A 16,761-nucleotide genomic window follows, 5' to 3' on the forward strand; every position below is an offset into this window, starting at 1 on the left:
GTTAGCCACCGGGAGAGACTCGCGCAGGAGTCTTCTGGGGACATACAATCATGCTGAAATTTGCCGCGCTCGCCGCAGCGCTCTCGCTCACCGTATCCGCACCCGCGCTCGCCGCCGAGTGGCAATTCGCCGAAACCGAGCACTTCAAGATCTATTCGGAGGATGCGCCCGAGCGGACCGTCGAATTCGCCCGCGAGCTCGAACGTCTCGACGATGCGCTGCGGATGATCAGCGGCATCGGGCCGTCGAAAGGCGACACACCGGATTCGATCAAGGTCACCGTTTTTCGTTTCGGCGAAACCGACGACATGGCCGCGTTGGCGGGCGCGGCGGGCAGCGGCATCGGCGGCTTCTTCATCCCCCGCGCATCCGGAGCGGTCGCGTTCGTCCCGGTGAAGCGCAACATCCACCGCGAACGCGGCTTCCAGACCGAGCTACCCGAAGGCTTCGATCTCGATCCCAAGTCCACCCTGATGCACGAGTACGTGCACTACTTCATGTTCCAGCACGCCGACGCTCCCTACCCGTTGTGGTACAGCGAGGGCTTCGCCGAGCTGTTCTCCAACGTCCAGTTCAACGCCGACCATTTCGTCATCGGCGAGGTGCCGCCGGCGCGCAGCTTCCCCCTGGCGACGATCAAGGTCGATCTGGAAAAGCTGTTCGACCCGCCGGCCAAGGGCGACCGCGACACAGTAGGGCGTGTGTATGGTCACGGCTGGCTGCTTGCGAGCCATCTGAACCTGAAGCCCGAGCGGCGCGGCCAGATCACCACCTACATGCGCGCCATCGCCGATGGGAAAGCACCGATGGATGCCGCCAAGCTGGCGTTCGGCGACCTTGACAAGCTGACGGCCGAGCTTGAAGCATTTCGCAAGGGCCGCGCCTACCTGCTCAAGGTGCCCTATCGCATGGCGACCGAGCCCGAAGTCGCGATTCGCCAGCTTGCTCCTGACGAGGCAGCGCGGATGCCGGTCATGATCCCGTCCAAGCGCGGCGTCGACGAAGACGAGGCGAAGCGGCTGGTCAATGATGCGCGGGCACTGGTCGCGCGCTATCCCAGCAGCGCCCCGGTGCTTCTCTCCGCCACGGAAGCAGAGATCGACGCGCGCAATTTCGACGCGGCGGACCAGTTGGCGGACCGCGTGCTGGCGATCAATCCCAAGTCGATCGACGCGGCGGTGTACCGCGCACAGGTCGACCTGATGCGCTCGTATGCGGATCCATCGAAGCTGGCCGACGCGCGACGCGAGTTCGTCGCCGCGAACAACCTGTCGAACGATTACGCCTACCCCCTGTTCGGCTATTACCTGACGTACCTGTTCGATCCTACCGTCAAGGAAATGCCGGAAACCGCGAAGGCTGCGTTGCAGGACGCCTTCGGCTTTGCGCCATTCGATTCCGATGTGCGGCGCGCGTTGATCCACATGCTCCTGACCGAAAACCGCGTGGCCGAAGCCCGCGTTCTTGGCGCGAGCTATCTGACCGGCAAGGGCGGTTATGCGTGCATGTTGCGCAAGAAGTTCGAGGCGTTCGACAAGGGCGACAAGGATGCGTTGCTGGAAGAGATCAAGCCCGAGCATCCAGGCCTCTATCGCGATGAGGCCGCGCGCAAGGCCGAGCGGGAAAAGAACCGCGAAGAGATTAAATCTTACGGATGTGAGGTGTGACCATGAGTACTTCCGGGCTGACCGTTCACCACCTGCGCATCTCGCAGTCCGAGCGGATCGTCTGGCTGTGTGAGGAGCTGGGGCTTGATTATGAGCTCAAGCTCTATACCCGCCGTTCGGACAACAATCTCGCGCCGGACGAGTACAAGGCGCTGAGCCCGATGGGCATCGCGCCGGTGATCACCGATGGCGACCTGACGCTCGGCGAAAGCGGGGCGATCTGCGAATACATCGACCGCAAGTACGGCGGCGCGCGGCTATCGCCCGGACCCGAACATCCCGACTTCGCCGACCATCTGTTCTGGTTCCACTTCTCCAACGCCACTTTCATGACCAACGGCATGATGGCGCTGGTGGCCATGCGGTTGGGTGCGACGGAGATGCCCGATTTCGTCGCCTCGCGCGGCGCGGGGGCGTGGCAGCTCGCCGAGGCACGGCTGGGCGAGGCCGAGTTCTTCGGCGGATCACAGCTCACCACCGCCGACATCATGATGGGCTTCAACCTCACCACCTCGCGCATGTTCGGCGGGGCGAGCCTGGAGCCGTTTCCCAACATCGCCGCCTATCTTCAGCGGATCGGGCAGCGGCCGGCCTACATCCGCGCGATGGAAAAGTGCGAGCCGGGGATGACGCCCAAGCTCAACTAGGCGGCAGTCTCGCGCGCGAGGCGCCGACGCACCCACCACGGGCGCACGAGATTGCCCTTCTGCGCGGCGCGATAGACGAACCACAGGCCGAGCGGCGTGGCGAGCGCCAGCGCGATCACCGACGCCTCCAGCCCGAACGGACCGCCCGACAGCAGTTCCGGCCCGGCGCTGTGGGCGTTGAGAAGGCCGTCGACCTGGAAGCCGGAGACCGGCACGTCCCAGATGTAGCCTTGGGTGAAGTTCCAACCGAAATGCAGCCCTATCGCCAGCCACAGGTTGCGGGTGAGCATGTACGCCCCGCCGAGCAGGATCCCCGCCTCCACTGCGATGGCGAGCGCGGAGAACAGCGTAGCGTTCGCATTGCCGAGATGCAGCAAGCCGAATGCGGCCGAGCTGAACGCCAGCGCGAACCAGCTGCCGCCGAACTGCTCGAGGAAGTGAAACAGCACGCCGCGCGCGAGAATTTCCTCGGTGATGCCTGCCTGCAAGCCCGCCGCGAACAGCAGCATCGGCAAGCTGGTGCTGCCGCCCCATCCGGCGACGCCATACGCGCCCGCGAGCGCAGCGATCCCCACGATCGCGCTCATGAGCACAAGGGCTACAACGGCACCGCGGAGCGAGTCGAAAGACCGGCGATCGAAAGGCAGATCATCGCGGGGGTTCTCGCCCAAGCGCACGATCAGCAGCTTATAGACTGCCACGCAAACCGCGACGATCGACAGCGAGATGAGCGGCGTATCGACCCACTTGGGCAGGCGCTCGACCGGCAGCCATTTGAGCACCGGCCCGACCGCCGCGGCCGCCGCCACGATGGCCACGATAGCGATTATCAGTGAGACGATCGGGAAGTCGATCACGCGGCGCCACAGCGGCTTGCTCACGGCTACGGGCGCTTCGGCCGTTTCGGTCGCGTCATCCATATCGGCCTCTTCCTCCAGCATGCAGCACGCACGCGGAGGCGGAGCAAGTCAACCGGCGTAGGGTGGATTTCCGCCAGCGAATACCGCGCGCGCCTGCTCCGTGAACCACCCCATTGTCGCCGCCCACGGACCATGCCCGAAGCTGATCCGTGCCACGCCGAGCGCGGCCAGCTCGGGCGGCGTACCCCGGCCTGGCGCCCACAGGATGTTGACCGGCAGCGGAGAGCGTTCGCAGATTTGCGCGATCGTCGGATGGTCGCCGAGGAAAGGGACGAACAGGCTGCCCGCGCCCGCTTCAGCATAGGCGGCGGCACGCTCGATCACAGCGTCGATCAGGTCGGGCGTGTAGTCTTCGACCGTGCGGCCCAGGTACACATCGGTTCGCGCGTTGACGTGGATGCCGGCCGAGGCGGCCGCTTCGACCCGCCGGGCTGCATCGGCGAGCGGGATCAAGGTGGTGGTGCCGGGCATCCGGTCTTCGAGGTTGATCCCCGCGCCGCCGAGCTCGCGGGCACGGCCGACCGAGCGGGCGACCTCGTCGGGCGTGTCGCCGTAGCCCGCCTCCATGTCGATCGTCACAGGCAGGTCCGTGACCGAGACGATCCGCCGCAGGTTCTCCAGCGCAACCTCGATCGGCAGGGTCTCGCCGTCCTTAAACCCGTTGGTCTCGGCGACCGCGAAGCTGCCCGTGGCGATCGCCCTGGCACCGGCCTCGGCCACCGCCCTTGCGGAGCCTGCGTCCCAGATGTTGAACAAGACCAGCGGATCGCCCGGCACGTGCAACGCGCGGAATTTTTCGACGCGGTCCATCAATTCGCTCCTTCTCGCTTGAGCAGCTCGCGCTTGATCGCGAGACCGTAGGCATAGCCGCCGAGGTCGCCGCCCGTGCGGATCACGCGGTGGCAGGGGATCAGCACGGCGACATTGTTGCGTGCGTTGGCGCTGCCCGCCGCGCGCACCGCCTTCGGATTGCCGGCGGCGGCGGCGATCTCGGCATACGTGCGAGTCTCCCCCGGCGGGATTTCGCGCAGTGCCTTCCAGCACGCTTCCTGGAACGCGGTGCCCTTCACATCGAGCGGGATGTGATCGAACTCGCCTGGAGTCTCCACCGCGGCGATGACCTGGCCGAGCAGCGCTTCGAACTCCGCCCCGCCCTCGACCAGCGCGGCGTTCGGAAAGCGCGCCGCGAGCGCCTCGGGCCCCTCATCGAACGACAGCCGGCACACGCCCTTGTCGGTTGCCGCGACCAGCATCCGGCCGAGCGTGGTCGGCACCACTGCCCAGTGGATCGTCGCCCCTCGCCCGCCATTGGCCCAGGCACTCGGGCTCATGCCCAGTTTCGCGTTGGTATTGTCATAGAACCGGCTCGGGCTCTCGTAACCCGCTTCGTAGATCGCATCGGTGACCTTGCCTTCGCGGGTCAGCGCCGAGCGCGCGCGCTCCTCCCGCAGCGCGCGGGCATAGGCGGCGGGCGAGAGTCCGGTGGCGCGGGTAAACACGCGTTGGAAATGGGTCGGCGAGTAGCCGGTCAGCGCCGCCAGCTCGTCGAGCTTCGGCATCCCCTCGCTTGCCTTGATCTCGTCGATCGCCGCCAGCACCGCGGCCTCGTCGCGGGCCACCGCGTTGGGGAGACACCGCTTGCAGGCGCGCAAGCCGGCCGCTTCGGCCTCGGCGGGTGAGGCGTAGAATTGCACGTTCTCGCGCTTCGGCGGGCGCGCCGGGCAGCTGGGGCGGCAGTAGATGCCGGTCGAATGGACGCCCGTCACGAACTGTCCGTCGTAACGGCGGTCCTTGGCGAGCGCGATCGTCCAGCGCTGTTCGTCGGTCAGGGGATGGCGGTGAGTCATGACGCAGTGGCTCCTCGTGCCAGAATTGGCTGTGGCTGAACAGGTAGCGGCCTCGGACGAGGCGCGCGTCCCGCGGCTTGCGGTCAATGTCGCGGCGCGCCACAAGCCGCCGGATGAACCGGTTTTTCATGGCGCTCGGCGCGCTCCTGCTAATCGCCCTGCCGTCCGCCGCGCGGCCCGAGGCGGCCGATATCGCCGCCGCCGCGCGCGGGGTGGTCCGCGTGGTGATCATGGGCACCGACGGCGAGAAGGTGTTCCCGGTCAGCCACGGCACCGGCTTCGCGGTTGCGGCGAACAAGATCGTCACCAACGCGCACGTCATCCGCGAGGCACTGCAGGACGATACGCTGCGCATCGCGATCGTACCGCCTGACGGCGATTCGGCGGACTATGCGCGGATCGTGACCGTCGCGTCGGGCAAGGATCTCGCGCTGCTCGAGACGACCGGCAAGCTGCGCCTGCCGCGGCTGACGATCGCCGGCACCGCGGCGGGGGACGGCGACGAGGTCGCCGCGGTCGGCTATCCCATGAACGTCGACCGCGCGCAGGGGCTCGACCTGCCCGATCTGTTCCGCCCCCAGCCGCCGGTGAAGAGCCGCGGGTTCATCTCTGGCGCGCGGCCGAGCCGGGACATCGACACAGTGCTCCACACCGCGCCCATCGCCCGCGGTAACTCGGGCGGCCCGCTCCTCGACAACTGTGGGCGGGTGCTCGGCGTCAACAGCTTCGGCACCACCTCGGACGACGGCGCGGATGCGGAGTTCTCGTTCGCGGTTTCCGATAAGGAACTGATCCCGTTCCTGAAATCCGCCGGGGTCGAGGCGGCGGTCAACGCGCTGCCGTGCCGCTCGATGGCCCAGCTCGACGAGGCGGAGCGCGAACGTTTGTCGGCAGAGCAAGCCGCCGCCCGGGCCAAGCTGGCGGACCGCGCGGAGGCGACGCGGGAGGAGCGCGAGCGGGCGCAGCTCGAAGCCGAACTGTCTGTGATGAACGACCGCGAGAACGCGATGGCGATCGCGGGGCTGTTGCTGCTGGTGGCGGCCGGCGCCGGCTTCACCGCGTTCAACCTGCGCACTCGCGATGATGGCGGCAAGGCGATGCGGATCGCGGGCGCGATTGCTGCGGCGGCGACAGTCGGAGCGCTCGCGATCTGGTTCACCCGCCCGGGGCTCGACGCGATCGACCGGCGCGTGAGCGATCTCCTCGCACAAAAGGTTCAACCTGGTGCCGAGAGTGCTGACAAACCGAGCAACAGTGCCGACAACACCCTGACCTGCACCATTCAACCCGATCGAAGCCGGATCGTGAGCGAGCCGCCAACCGACATGGACTTCACCTGGACCGCCAGCGGCTGCGTCAACGGCCGGACCCAGTACGGATTCGCTGATGGCAAATGGACCCGGCTGTTCGTCCCGAACGATGACGATGCGGTATCGGTCAACAGCTTCGATCCGGAGAGCCGCACCTTCCGCACCGACCGCTTCCCGCTGAGCCAATCGACCATGGCCAAGGCCCGGGAGGCTCGCGCTGCCTACAAAGCGCCGGCTTGCGGTGCGCCGGAGGCGGCGAGCAAGCTGGGCGAGATGCAGTCGGGCGTCACCGCGCTTCTGCCGGGGCAGGCGAACGAGCGGTTGGTGTATAGCTGCCACCCGAAGAACTAGCCCTCTCCCCTTGCGGGAGAGGGTTGGGAGAGGGGTCGGCGGCACTCGCCGCCGCTACGCGACGGCCCCCTCTCCCTCAGCCCTTCGGGCTCCTCCCTCTCCCGCAAGGGGAGAGGGCTAGGTCAAGCAGCCAACGCTTCCCCAGTGAGCGTGATGCGGTGCATTTCGCGGGCGTGGCCGTGGTAATCGTTCATCGCGTAGTGCCAGGTGGTGCGGTTGTCCCAGATCGCCACCGTGCCGTCGCGCCACTCGACGCGGCCCTGCAGCTCCTCGCGCATCGCGGCGGCCCACAGGCGCTGGAGCAGCGGCAGGCTCTCCGCACGGGTCTGACCGACGATGTTGAGGGTGAACGAGGGGTTCACATACAGCAGCCGCCGCCCGGTCCGCGGGTGGCGCACCACCAGCGGGTGGACCGCGCCGGTCTTGAGGTCCTGCCCGCGCAGCGTCGCGCCTTGATCGGTCTGCGCGTAGATGCCATCGGGCGAGTAGATGTGATCGGCGGTGTGGAAGGCGGAGAGGCCCTCGATCTCGGCCTTGGTCGCCGCGTCGAGCGAATCGTAGGCCTCGCCCATGTGGATGAACAGCGTGTCCCCGCCCTTGGGCGGGAGGGTGCGCGCGACCAGGATCGAGCCCATCGCCGGCACCTGGTCATACGAATGGTCGGTATGCCACCCGCCGCCGATGTTGGTGGTCTGCTCGGGGGTCTTGCCGACGATCGCGATCTCGGGATGCTCGCCTTCGAGCGGGAAGTAATTGTTGATGTCGATCCCGCCCCAGCGGTTGGCGAGCGCGATGTGATCCTCCGGCGACAGCGACTGGTCGCGCAGCACCGCCACGCCCTTGTCCCACACCAGTTCCTTCAGGGCATCGAGCGCCGCGCCGTCGACCGCCCGAAGATCGACCCCGCGCACTTCGGCGCCCACGCGGTCCGCCAGCGGAAACCATTCCATCGCTTGCTCTCCCATTCGCCCCGCGAGGGATTTATCCTACCTCTCGCGTGTCCGCAAAGCCTTCGCACCTGCACCCGGTTGCGTTGTGGGAGACCCGGTGATAGGGGCGCGCCAGCCATCCCCGGGCAGCCCTTGCGGTCGCCCTCTCGCGGGCGCGGCTGAACCGACCTTTTCCGGACCCAAGAGGACCAACGCGCGTGGATATTTCCGCCGGTATTCAGGCTAGCCTCGCAGGGCGCTACGCCTCGGCGCTGTTCGAACTCGCCAGCGAGGCGGGCACCGTCACCGCGGTCGAATCGGACCTCGAGACGCTGGGCCAGGCGCTGAGCGAATCGGCCGACTTGCGCGCGCTCACCACCAACCCGCGGATCGGCCGCAAGGCGCAGGGCGCCGCGGTCGAAGCCGTCGCCGCTTCGCTCGGTGTGTCGGACCTGACCAAGAAGTTCCTCGGCACCCTCGCCGGCAACGGCCGCCTGTCGCACCTCGGCGACGTCGTTCGTGCATTCCGCACCATCGCCGCCGCCCAGCGCGGTGAGGTCACTGCCGAGGTCACCAGCGCCCACGCGCTGACCGACGCGCAGATCGACCAGCTCAAGCAGAAGCTCACCGCGCGCGAAGGCCGCACCGTGAAGCTTTCGACCAAGGTGGACCCCGACCTGCTCGGCGGCCTCGTGGTCACCATCGGCTCCAAGCGGATCGACGGTTCGATCCGCACCCGTCTCAACTCACTCGAACAGGCCATGAAGGCCTAAGGGCGCAAGCCCGTCTGCCAAAGGTAGCTCTACGTCATGGAAATCCGCGCCGCAGAAATCTCCAAGGTCATCAAGGACCAGATCGCCAACTTCGGCACCGAGGCGGAAGTCTCGGAAGTCGGCTCGGTGCTCTCGGTCGGTGACGGCATCGCCCGCATCCACGGCCTCGACAGCGTCCAGGCGGGCGAGATGGTCGAATTCGCCAACGGCGTGCAGGGCATGGCCCTCAACCTCGAAGCCGACAACGTCGGCGTCGTGATCTTCGGCTCGGACGCCGAGATCAAGGAAGGCGACAGCGTCAAGCGCACCGGCACCATCGTGGACGTGCCGGTCGGCAAGGGCCTGCTCGGCCGCGTGGTCGACGCGCTCGGCAATCCGATCGACGGCAAGGGCCCGATCGTCTCGGACGAGCGGCGCCGCGTCGAAGTGAAGGCGCCCGGCATTATCCCGCGGCAATCGGTCAACGAGCCGGTGCAGACCGGCCTCAAGGCGATCGACGCGCTCGTCCCCGTCGGCCGCGGCCAGCGCGAGCTGATCATCGGCGACCGCCAGACCGGCAAGAGCGCGGTGGCGATCGACACCTTCATCAACCAGAAGCAGCTCAACGCCGGCGGCGATGAGTCGAAGAAGCTCTATTGCATCTACGTCGCGGTCGGCCAGAAGCGCTCGACCGTCGCGCAGCTGGTCCGCACGCTCGAAGAGAACGGCGCGATGGAATATTCCATCATCGTCGCCGCGACCGCTTCGGAGCCCGCGCCGCTGCAGTACCTCGCGCCTTACACCGGCTGCACGATGGGTGAATTCTTCCGCGACAACGGCATGCACGCCGTGATCGTATACGACGACCTTTCGAAGCAGGCAGTGGCCTACCGCCAGATGTCGCTGCTGCTGCGCCGCCCGCCGGGCCGCGAAGCCTACCCGGGCGACGTGTTCTACCTCCACAGCCGCCTGCTCGAGCGCGCGGCGAAGATGAACGACGCCAACGGCGGCGGCAGCCTCACCGCGCTGCCCATCATCGAGACCCAGGCGGGCGACGTGTCGGCCTACATCCCGACCAACGTGATCTCGATCACCGACGGCCAGATCTTCCTCGAGACCAACCTGTTCTTCCAGGGCATCCGCCCGGCGATCAACGTCGGTCTGTCGGTCAGCCGCGTCGGCGGCGCCGCGCAGACCAAGGCGATGAAGAAGGTCTCGGGCTCGATCAAGCTGGAGCTGGCGCAGTACCGCGAGATGGCGGCGTTCGCGCAGTTCGGTTCGGATCTCGACGCCTCGACCCAGAAGCTGCTCAACCGCGGCGCGCGCCTGACCGAGCTGCTCAAGCAGCCGCAGTTCTCGCCGCTGCCGTTCGAAGAGCAGACCGTGTCGATCTTCGCCGGCACCAACGGCTATCTCGACAGCGTGCCGGTCGACAAGGTGACCGACTACGAGGCCAAGATGCTGAGCTTCATGCGGTCGAACCACGCCGACGTCCTCGAAGGCATCCGCACCTCGCAGAAGTTCGAAGGCAAAGTGGCCGACAAGACGGTCGCCGCGCTGGACGCCTTCGCCAAGCAGTACGCCTGAGCCCGAAGAGACGAACTAGGGAGCCGAAATGGCCTCGCTGAAGGAACTCAAGGGTCGGATCAACTCGGTCAAGTCGACCCAGAAGATCACCAAGGCCAAGCAGATGGTCGCCGCCGCGAAGCTGCGCAAGGCGCAGGCCGCGGCCGAGGCCGCGCGTCCCTATGCCGAGCGGCTGGGCGCGGTGATGGCCAGCCTTGCCAGCAAGGTCGCGGGCCATGAAGGCGCGCCAAAGCTGTTCGCCGGCACCGGCAAGGACCAGCGACACCTGCTGGTCGTCGCCAATAGCGACAAGGGCCTGGCGGGCGCGTTCAACTCGAACATCGTCCGCGCCGCCCTCACCCAGGCGCGTGAGCTGAAGGCGCAGGGCAAGGACGTCGATTTCTACCTCGTCGGCCGCAAGGGCCGCGCGCCGATCCGGCGGGCGCACCCTTCGAACGTGGTGCAGATGTTCGACACGACCGACGTGCGCGAGCCCGGCTATGCCGAGGCCGAGCGCATCGTCGCCGAGCTGATGGAGATGTACGACGCCGGCAAGTTCGACGTCGCGCACCTGTTCTTCTCGAAGTTCAAGTCCGCGCTAACGCAGGAGCCGACCCGGCTGCAGATTATCCCCGTCCCCGCCCCGGAAATCGCCACGGCGAGCCAGGCGGCGGTCGAGTACGAGCCCGACGAGGAAGAAATCCTCGCCGAGCTGCTGCCGCGCTATCTCAAGACCCAGGTGTTCGGCGCGCTGCTCGAGAACTCGGCGTCGGAGCAAGGCGCTTCGATGACCGCGATGGACAACGCCACGCGTAACGCGGGCGAGCTGATCAACAAGCTGACCATCCAGTACAACCGCAGCCGCCAGGCCGCGATCACGACCGAACTGATTGAAATTATCGCGGGCGCGGAAGCGCTCTAAGACCCCGAGGAACACGAAATGGCTACCGCCCCCGTTCTGAACCAGACCACCACCGGCACCATCGCGCAGGTGATCGGCGCCGTCGTCGACGTCGCCTTCGAAGGCGAGCTGCCGCCGATCCTCACCGCGCTGGAGACCGACAACAACGGCAACCGGCTCGTGCTCGAGGTCGCTCAGCACCTCGGCGAGAACACCGTGCGCACGATCGCGATGGATGCGACCGAGGGCCTGACCCGCGGCCAGTCGGTCAGCAACACCGGCGCGCAGATCTCGGTGCCGGTCGGCCCAAAGACGCTCGGCCGGATCGTCAACGTCATCGGCGAGCCGATCGACGAGCGCGGCCCGATCGGCAGCGACATGCGCTCGCCGATCCACGCCGAAGCTCCGCTGTTCGTCGACCAGTCGACCGAAGCGGCGATCCTCGTCACCGGCATCAAGGTCATCGACCTGCTCGCGCCCTATGCGCGTGGCGGCAAGATCGGCCTGTTCGGCGGCGCGGGCGTCGGCAAGACGGTGCTCATCCAGGAACTGATCAACAACATCGCCAAGGGCCACGGCGGCGTGTCGGTATTCGCCGGCGTCGGCGAGCGCACCCGCGAGGGTAACGACCTCTACCACGAATTCCTCGACGCCGGCGTCATCGCCAAGGACGCCGAGGGCAACGCGACCTCGGAAGGCTCCAAGGTGGCCCTCGTGTTCGGCCAGATGAACGAGCCCCCGGGCGCCCGCGCCCGCGTCGCGCTGTCCGGCCTGACCATGGCCGAGTACTTCCGCGACCAGGAAGGCCAGGACGTGCTGTTCTTCGTCGACAACATCTTCCGCTTCACCCAGGCCGGGTCGGAAGTGTCGGCGCTGCTCGGTCGTATTCCGTCGGCGGTGGGCTATCAGCCGACCCTGTCGACCGACATGGGCAACCTGCAGGAACGCATCACCTCGACCACCAAGGGCTCGATCACCTCGGTGCAGGCGATCTACGTGCCGGCGGACGACTTGACCGACCCGGCGCCGGCGACCTCGTTCGCCCACTTGGACGCGACCACCACCCTGTCGCGCGCCATCTCGGAGCTCGGCATCTACCCGGCGGTGGACCCGCTCGATTCGACCAGCCGCGTGCTCGAACCGCGCGTCGTCGGCGAGGAGCACTACGCGACCGCCCGCCGCGTCCAGGAAGTGCTGCAGAAGTACAAGTCGCTGCAGGACATCATCGCCATTCTCGGCATGGACGAGCTGTCGGAAGAGGATAAGCTGACCGTCGCCCGCGCGCGCAAGATCCAGCGCTTCCTGTCGCAGCCGTTCCACGTGGCCGAGGTGTTCACCAACATCCCGGGCAAGTTCGTGCAGCTCGAAGACACCGTGAAGTCGTTCAAGGCCGTCGTCGACGGCGAGTACGACCACCTGCCGGAAGCCGCGTTCTACATGGTCGGCGGCATCGAGGAAGCGGTCGAGAAGGCCAAGAAGCTGGCCGAGGACGCCTAAACCCATGCCCTTGCACTTCGAACTCGTCACCCCGGCGAAGCTGGAACGGTCCGAGGACGTCTACATGGTGGTTGTCCCCGGCACCGAGGGCGACTTCGGCGTGCTCGAGGGCCACGCGCCCGTGATGAGCACGATCCGCGACGGCGCGCTCCAGGTCTACCGCGCCGAAGGCGCGGCGCCGGAGAACATCGCCGTGCGCGGCGGGTTTGCCGAAGTTGGCGACAACGGGCTTACGGTCCTCGCCGAGCACGTCGAGGGCTGATCATCCTTCGGATTTTGGAAAGCGCGCGCGCGCAGCTCTGGCTGCGACGCGCGTTTTTCGTCTGCGCCGCCTTCGCGTTCGTGATGGCCCTGATTCCGCCCCCGGACATTCCCGGAGAGCCGGGTGACAAAATCCAGCACATGATGGCGTTCGCGACCCTTGGCGGCCTCGCCGCGGTCGGCTGGCGCGAGCGGCGGTTGGTCGTGCTGTTCGCGTGGCTCGCGGCGTTCGGCGCGGCGATCGAGCTATTCCAGGCGATTCCCGCGCTGCACCGCGATGCCGAGTTGCTCGACTGGCTCGCCGACATGGCGGCAGCGGCGATGGCGTTGGGCGTGGTGCGTGCCGTGTTGAATTACTCGGCCCGGCGATAGCTCCACCGGTTGGCATTGCTGCCGTCGCTCAGCGACGTTTCGGCCAGCAACATGTCCCCTTCCCGCCAGTACCGGATGCGTTGCGGGTAATCGTGCGCGGCGTTGATGAAGGTTACGCCCGGGTCGCTCGATGGCTGCCAGGCGAAGCTGGTCCGCCCTTCCCCGCCCGGCGCGCCCCAGAACGTCATCGCAGCGGCCTGCCCGTCGTGCGCGGGCGTCAGGATGATCTGCATGACCTCGAACGAAGCGAGTTGCTCACCTCGCCCACTGCGGGCGCTGCCGAGAATTACGCCGCCGCGCGGGGTGGTCCAGCACTCCTCGGTCCAGCGTTCGCCTTCTTCCTGCACCCAGCAGCCCGCCATCCACTGGGGCAGCGCTGGTTCGGGAGCCGGCGATGCCGACATCAGCGCCAGGGGGAGCCAGAACAGCATCAGGGACATGCAAAAGCCCTCCCAGTTCGCGCGACACCGGCTTCGACTCTAAGCAAAAAGCAGGCGAACCGCCAGTGAGGCAACAGTTCGTCGCGCCCCGGCCTCCACTGGGGTGCTTAACCCGTCGTAAGCCATTTCCCGCAAGTCCGAATTAACTCTGCCCGCCCAATTCTGCTTCGCGAGGGGGCGGAGGAGTAAAATTCGATGGCCTACGCCTATGACAGCACCGTTTCCGAAGCGATCAAGCGCGCGGGGCTGCCCAAGTCACACAAGGTGCACTGGTCGCAGCAGCGCAAAGCCGAAGTCGTCCGCGCGGTGCGCGACAAGCTGATCACGTTCGACGAGGCGCGCTGGCGCTACCTGCTCAGCCGCAGCGAATTCCGCGAGTGGGAAGAGAAGGTCGACCAGCAGGACGCGCGCGAGATCGCGTGATCCGAACCTAGCACCCGCCGCCTGACTGGCGGCGGGGCTACCCGTCTGCTCAGGCGAGGAACGCCGGATCGACGACCGCGCGTGCGTGGTCCCACTCGGGCACCGCTTCGGCGGTCATCGGCACCATCGCACGACTCCGATCGGGCCGCTCGATCTCGAGAATATCGCCCGCGCCGTAATTCTCGATGGCGACGATCGTGCCGAGCGGCTCGCCGGCGGGGCTTACCGCCGCGAGGTCGATCAGGTCGGCGTGGTAGTATTCGCCCTCTTCCAGCGCGGGCATGGCCGAGCGGGGGACCGTCAGCACGGTGCTGCGCAGCTTCTCGGCCGCGGTGCGGTCGGTGACTTCAGCAAAGCGGGCGATCGCCCCGCCCTTGTGATCGCTGCGGATCTTCTTGAGCGTCAGTGCGCCGTCGTTGAACGCGGTGTAACGCTTCAGCGCATCGACCCCTTCCCCGAACAGCTTCAGGCGGACTTCGCCCGTCACTCCATGCGCGCCGGCGACGGCGGCCAGGGTGACGGGCTTGTCCATTGGAGGTGCTTAGCCCTCGGCCTTCTCGGCGCTGCCTTCGGCCGGCTCTTCCGAGCTCGCCTTCAGCGTGCTGCCTTCCTCGACCTCGACGGCGCCTTCGGCCGGGGCATCGCTGCTCGGCGCGGCTTCGTCGGCGGGCGCTTCGGCCGGAGCCTCGGCAGCGGTTTCTTCGGCGGCCGGAGCCTCTTCAGCGGCCGCTTCCTCAGCAACCGGAGCTTCCTCGGCCACGGTTTCTTCGACCTCGGGCTCGGGAGCAGCGGCCGCAGCGGCAGCGGCTTCCTCGGCCTCGGCAGCCTTGGCGGCGCGCTCTTCAGCGCGTTCCTTGGCGGCTTCGCCCGGCTCACCCTTCTTGGGGTTGTTGCGCGCGGCACGCTCACGGACGCCGGCGGCGTCGAGGAAGCGGGCGACACGGTCCGACGGCTGCGCACCGACCGACAGCCAGTGCTTCGCACGGTCGGCGTCGATCTTCACGCGGTTCTCGTCGTCCTTGGCGAGCAGCGGGTTGTAGGTCCCGATCTGCTCCAGGTACTTGCCATCGCGCGCCGAGCGGCTGTCCGACACGACGATCCGGTAATACGGACGCTTCTTCGCGCCACCGCGCGACAGACGAATTGCAACTGCCATTTCACTTCACCTTTCTGAAATACTGTACTGAAATCACTTCTTTTTCATCAAATCCGCGAGGTTGCCCGGCATTCCGCCGCCAAGGCCGGGCAGCGCAGGCGGAGCTGATCCGCCGCCGCCCATGCCGCCCATGCCGCCAAGCGCACCGCCGAGGCCGCCCTTGCCGAACGCCGCTGCGAGGCCCTTGAACCCGCCCATCTTGCGGATCTGCTTCATCGCGCGGGCCATTTCCTGGTGCATCTTGAGCAGCTTGTTGACGTCCTGCACGTCGAGGCCCGCGCCCGCCGCTACGCGCTTCTTGCGCTTGGCGTTCATCAGCTCGGGCCGCTCGCGCTCCTTCGGCGTCATCGAGCCGATGATCGCATCCATGTGCGTGAGCACTTTGTCGTCGACGCCCGACTGGGCCATCGCCTGCTTGGCCTTCTTCATGCCCGGCATCATCCCGGCGAGCATGCCGAGGCCGCCCATGTTCTGCATTTGCTTCAATTGCATGCGCAGGTCGTTCAGATCGAACTGACCCTTCGCCATGCGCTTGGCGAGCGCCTCGGCGTCTTCCTCCTTGATCGTCTGCGCGGCGCGCTCGACCAGGCTGACGACGTCGCCCATGCCGAGGATGCGGTCGGCGACGCGACCGGGGTGGAAGGCTTCGAGCGCGTCGAGCTTTTCGCCCGTGCCGGCGAACTTGATCGGCTTGCCGGTGACGTGCCGCATCGACAGGGCCGCGCCGCCGCGGGCGTCGCCGTCCATCCGGGTGAGGATCACGCCGGTGAGCGGCACCTCGCCCGAGAACGACTGCGCGACATTGACCGCGTCCTGGCCGGTGAGCGAATCGACCACCAGCAGCACTTCGGTCGGGGACGAGACGCTAGCGACCGCCTTCATCTCGTCCATCAGCGCCTGGTCGACGTGCAGGCGGCCGGCGGTATCGAGCAGCAGCACGTCGATCGCCTGCAGCTTCGCGCTTTCCAGCGCGCGGCGGGCGATGTCGACCGGCTGCTGGCCCTGCACGATCGGCAGCGTCGCCACCTCGACCTGGGTGCCGAGCACCGCGAGCTGTTCCTGCGCCGCGGGCCGCGCGACGTCGAGCGACGCCATCAGGGCCTTCCTGCCGTGCTTTTCGCGCAGATACTTGGCGAGCTTGGCGGTGGTGGTCGTCTTACCCGAGCCCTGCAGGCCGACCATCATCACCACGACCGGCGGGCGGGCGTTGAGGTTCAGGTCTTCGGCAACCGCACCGTCACCGCCGCCGAGCATCTCGACCAGCTCGTCATGGACGATCTTGACGACCTGCTGACCGGGCGTGACCGAACGCAGCACGTCGTGGCCGACGGCCTTCTCGGTCACCGCATCGATGAATCGGCGGGCGACCGGCAGCGCGACGTCGGCCTCGAGCAGCGCGACGCGCACCTCGCGCATCGCCTCGCGCACGTCCGTCTCGCTCAGCGCGCCACGCCCGCGCAGGCGGTCGAACACGTTGCCGAGGCGATCGGACAGATTGTCGAACATGCGCTACCTCAAAACCGGCAGTAACCCTGCCAAATGCGAAAAACGCCGGCGGACGAAACCTCGTCGGCCAGCGTGCGGAGTCCAAGAGGAAACCGACTTGAATATGCTCGGCCATTGCGCCGGATTTTGGCTTGGGCTGCAGGCGAAAATGGTGGAGGCGAGTGACCCGGCGCGCAGCGGACTAAATGTCCGTGAGCACCGGAAGCGCTCGTATCC

Annotated in this window: 17 protein-coding genes and 1 pseudogene; 10 read left to right on the forward strand and 8 right to left on the reverse strand. The window is 67.2% G+C overall.

Annotation, left to right across the window (positions count from 1 at the left end):
• The first annotated feature begins 50 nt into the window (after positions 1 to 50).
• Positions 51 to 1,667: a tetratricopeptide repeat protein gene (locus ELY12_RS10075; protein ID WP_126176579.1), complete on the forward strand. Its 1,617-nt coding sequence runs from the start codon at positions 51 to 53 to the stop codon at positions 1,665 to 1,667.
• A gap of 2 nt (positions 1,668 to 1,669) precedes the next feature.
• The gene (locus ELY12_RS10080; RefSeq protein WP_126176580.1) at positions 1,670 to 2,314 is read left to right on the forward strand and encodes a glutathione S-transferase family protein; all 645 of its coding nucleotides are present in this window, start codon (positions 1,670 to 1,672) and stop codon (positions 2,312 to 2,314) included.
• Here ELY12_RS10080 and ELY12_RS10085 read toward each other — a convergent pair.
• From ELY12_RS10085 to ELY12_RS10095, 3 genes are read right to left on the reverse strand one after another with little or no spacing between them, the layout of a single operon-like run.
• Positions 2,311 to 3,255, reverse strand: a complete 945-nt coding sequence (locus ELY12_RS10085; protein ID WP_126176581.1) for a CPBP family intramembrane glutamic endopeptidase — start codon at positions 3,253 to 3,255, stop codon at positions 2,311 to 2,313. The two genes, ELY12_RS10080 and ELY12_RS10085, sit on opposite strands and share 4 nt — an antisense overlap.
• A 27-nt stretch (positions 3,256 to 3,282) precedes the next feature.
• Positions 3,283 to 4,044 (reverse strand): isocitrate lyase/PEP mutase family protein, encoded by a 762-nt coding sequence (locus tag ELY12_RS10090; RefSeq protein ID WP_126176582.1) that lies wholly within the window; start codon positions 4,042 to 4,044, stop codon positions 3,283 to 3,285.
• On the reverse strand, positions 4,044 to 5,081 hold the full coding sequence (locus tag ELY12_RS10095) for a bifunctional transcriptional activator/DNA repair enzyme AdaA (protein WP_126176583.1): 1,038 nt from the start codon (positions 5,079 to 5,081) through the stop codon (positions 4,044 to 4,046). Before ELY12_RS10095 ends, ELY12_RS10090 begins: the two co-directional genes overlap by 1 nt.
• A gap of 113 nt (positions 5,082 to 5,194) precedes the next feature.
• On the opposite strand from ELY12_RS10095, the gene ELY12_RS10100 reads away from it, so the two are divergent.
• A complete protein-coding gene (locus ELY12_RS10100) occupies positions 5,195 to 6,742 on the forward strand; it encodes a S1 family peptidase (RefSeq protein ID WP_126176584.1) in 1,548 nt (515 codons plus the stop codon).
• Between the two features lie 122 nt (positions 6,743 to 6,864).
• Here ELY12_RS10100 and ELY12_RS10105 read toward each other — a convergent pair whose 3' ends face one another.
• Positions 6,865 to 7,692 carry a TauD/TfdA dioxygenase family protein gene (locus ELY12_RS10105; RefSeq protein ID WP_126176585.1) on the reverse strand — a complete coding sequence of 276 codons (828 nt, stop codon included), beginning with the start codon at positions 7,690 to 7,692 and terminating at the stop codon, positions 6,865 to 6,867.
• Between the two features lie 197 nt (positions 7,693 to 7,889).
• Between ELY12_RS10105 and ELY12_RS10110 the strand changes: the two genes are divergently transcribed.
• The 6 genes from ELY12_RS10110 (at position 7,890) to ELY12_RS10135 (ending at position 13,020) form a co-directional block, all read left to right on the forward strand.
• Positions 7,890 to 8,444 carry a F0F1 ATP synthase subunit delta gene (locus ELY12_RS10110; RefSeq protein WP_126176586.1) on the forward strand — a complete coding sequence of 185 codons (555 nt, stop codon included), beginning with the start codon at positions 7,890 to 7,892 and terminating at the stop codon, positions 8,442 to 8,444.
• A gap of 36 nt (positions 8,445 to 8,480) precedes the next feature.
• On the forward strand, positions 8,481 to 10,010 hold the full coding sequence (atpA, locus tag ELY12_RS10115; RefSeq protein ID WP_126176587.1) for a F0F1 ATP synthase subunit alpha: 1,530 nt from the start codon (positions 8,481 to 8,483) through the stop codon (positions 10,008 to 10,010).
• A gap of 28 nt (positions 10,011 to 10,038) precedes the next feature.
• Positions 10,039 to 10,911: a F0F1 ATP synthase subunit gamma gene (locus ELY12_RS10120; RefSeq protein WP_126176588.1), complete on the forward strand. Its 873-nt coding sequence runs from the start codon at positions 10,039 to 10,041 to the stop codon at positions 10,909 to 10,911.
• An 18-nt stretch (positions 10,912 to 10,929) separates the two neighbouring features.
• Positions 10,930 to 12,387 (forward strand): F0F1 ATP synthase subunit beta, encoded by a 1,458-nt coding sequence (gene atpD / locus ELY12_RS10125; protein WP_126176589.1) that lies wholly within the window; start codon positions 10,930 to 10,932, stop codon positions 12,385 to 12,387.
• A 4-nt stretch (positions 12,388 to 12,391) separates the two neighbouring features.
• On the forward strand, positions 12,392 to 12,649 hold the full coding sequence (locus ELY12_RS10130; protein WP_126176590.1) for an ATP synthase F1 subunit epsilon: 258 nt from the start codon (positions 12,392 to 12,394) through the stop codon (positions 12,647 to 12,649).
• A gap of 83 nt (positions 12,650 to 12,732) precedes the next feature.
• Positions 12,733 to 13,020: a VanZ family protein gene (locus ELY12_RS10135; protein ID WP_126176591.1), complete on the forward strand. Its 288-nt coding sequence runs from the start codon at positions 12,733 to 12,735 to the stop codon at positions 13,018 to 13,020.
• Here ELY12_RS10135 and ELY12_RS10140 read toward each other — a convergent pair.
• Positions 13,002 to 13,460, reverse strand: a complete 459-nt coding sequence (locus ELY12_RS10140; RefSeq protein ID WP_241229818.1) for a DUF6265 family protein — start codon at positions 13,458 to 13,460, stop codon at positions 13,002 to 13,004. The genes ELY12_RS10135 and ELY12_RS10140 overlap by 19 nt on opposite strands.
• A 195-nt stretch (positions 13,461 to 13,655) precedes the next feature.
• Here ELY12_RS10140 and ELY12_RS10145 point away from each other — a divergent pair, with 195 nt between their 5' ends.
• A complete protein-coding gene (locus ELY12_RS10145) occupies positions 13,656 to 13,883 on the forward strand; it encodes a DUF1153 domain-containing protein (protein ID WP_126176592.1) in 228 nt (75 codons plus the stop codon).
• Between the two features lie 49 nt (positions 13,884 to 13,932).
• On the opposite strand, the gene rimM is transcribed toward ELY12_RS10145, so the two are convergent.
• From rimM to ffh, 3 genes and pseudogenes are all read right to left on the reverse strand, one after another.
• The gene (rimM, locus tag ELY12_RS10150; RefSeq protein WP_126176593.1) at positions 13,933 to 14,415 is read right to left on the reverse strand and encodes a ribosome maturation factor RimM; all 483 of its coding nucleotides are present in this window, start codon (positions 14,413 to 14,415) and stop codon (positions 13,933 to 13,935) included.
• Positions 14,416 to 14,586: 171 nt separating this feature from the next.
• Positions 14,587 to 15,039: pseudogene (gene rpsP, locus ELY12_RS10155) on the reverse strand (30S ribosomal protein S16); the annotation flags it as partial.
• A 33-nt stretch (positions 15,040 to 15,072) separates the two neighbouring features.
• Complete coding sequence (gene ffh, locus ELY12_RS10160; RefSeq protein ID WP_126176595.1) at positions 15,073 to 16,545, reverse strand: signal recognition particle protein; 1,473 nt, start codon at positions 16,543 to 16,545, stop codon at positions 15,073 to 15,075.
• Positions 16,546 to 16,761: the final 216 nt, after the last annotated feature.

Source organism: Tsuneonella rigui, assembly GCF_003958625.1.
GTDB classification, from domain to species: Bacteria; Pseudomonadota; Alphaproteobacteria; order Sphingomonadales; family Sphingomonadaceae; genus Tsuneonella; species Tsuneonella rigui.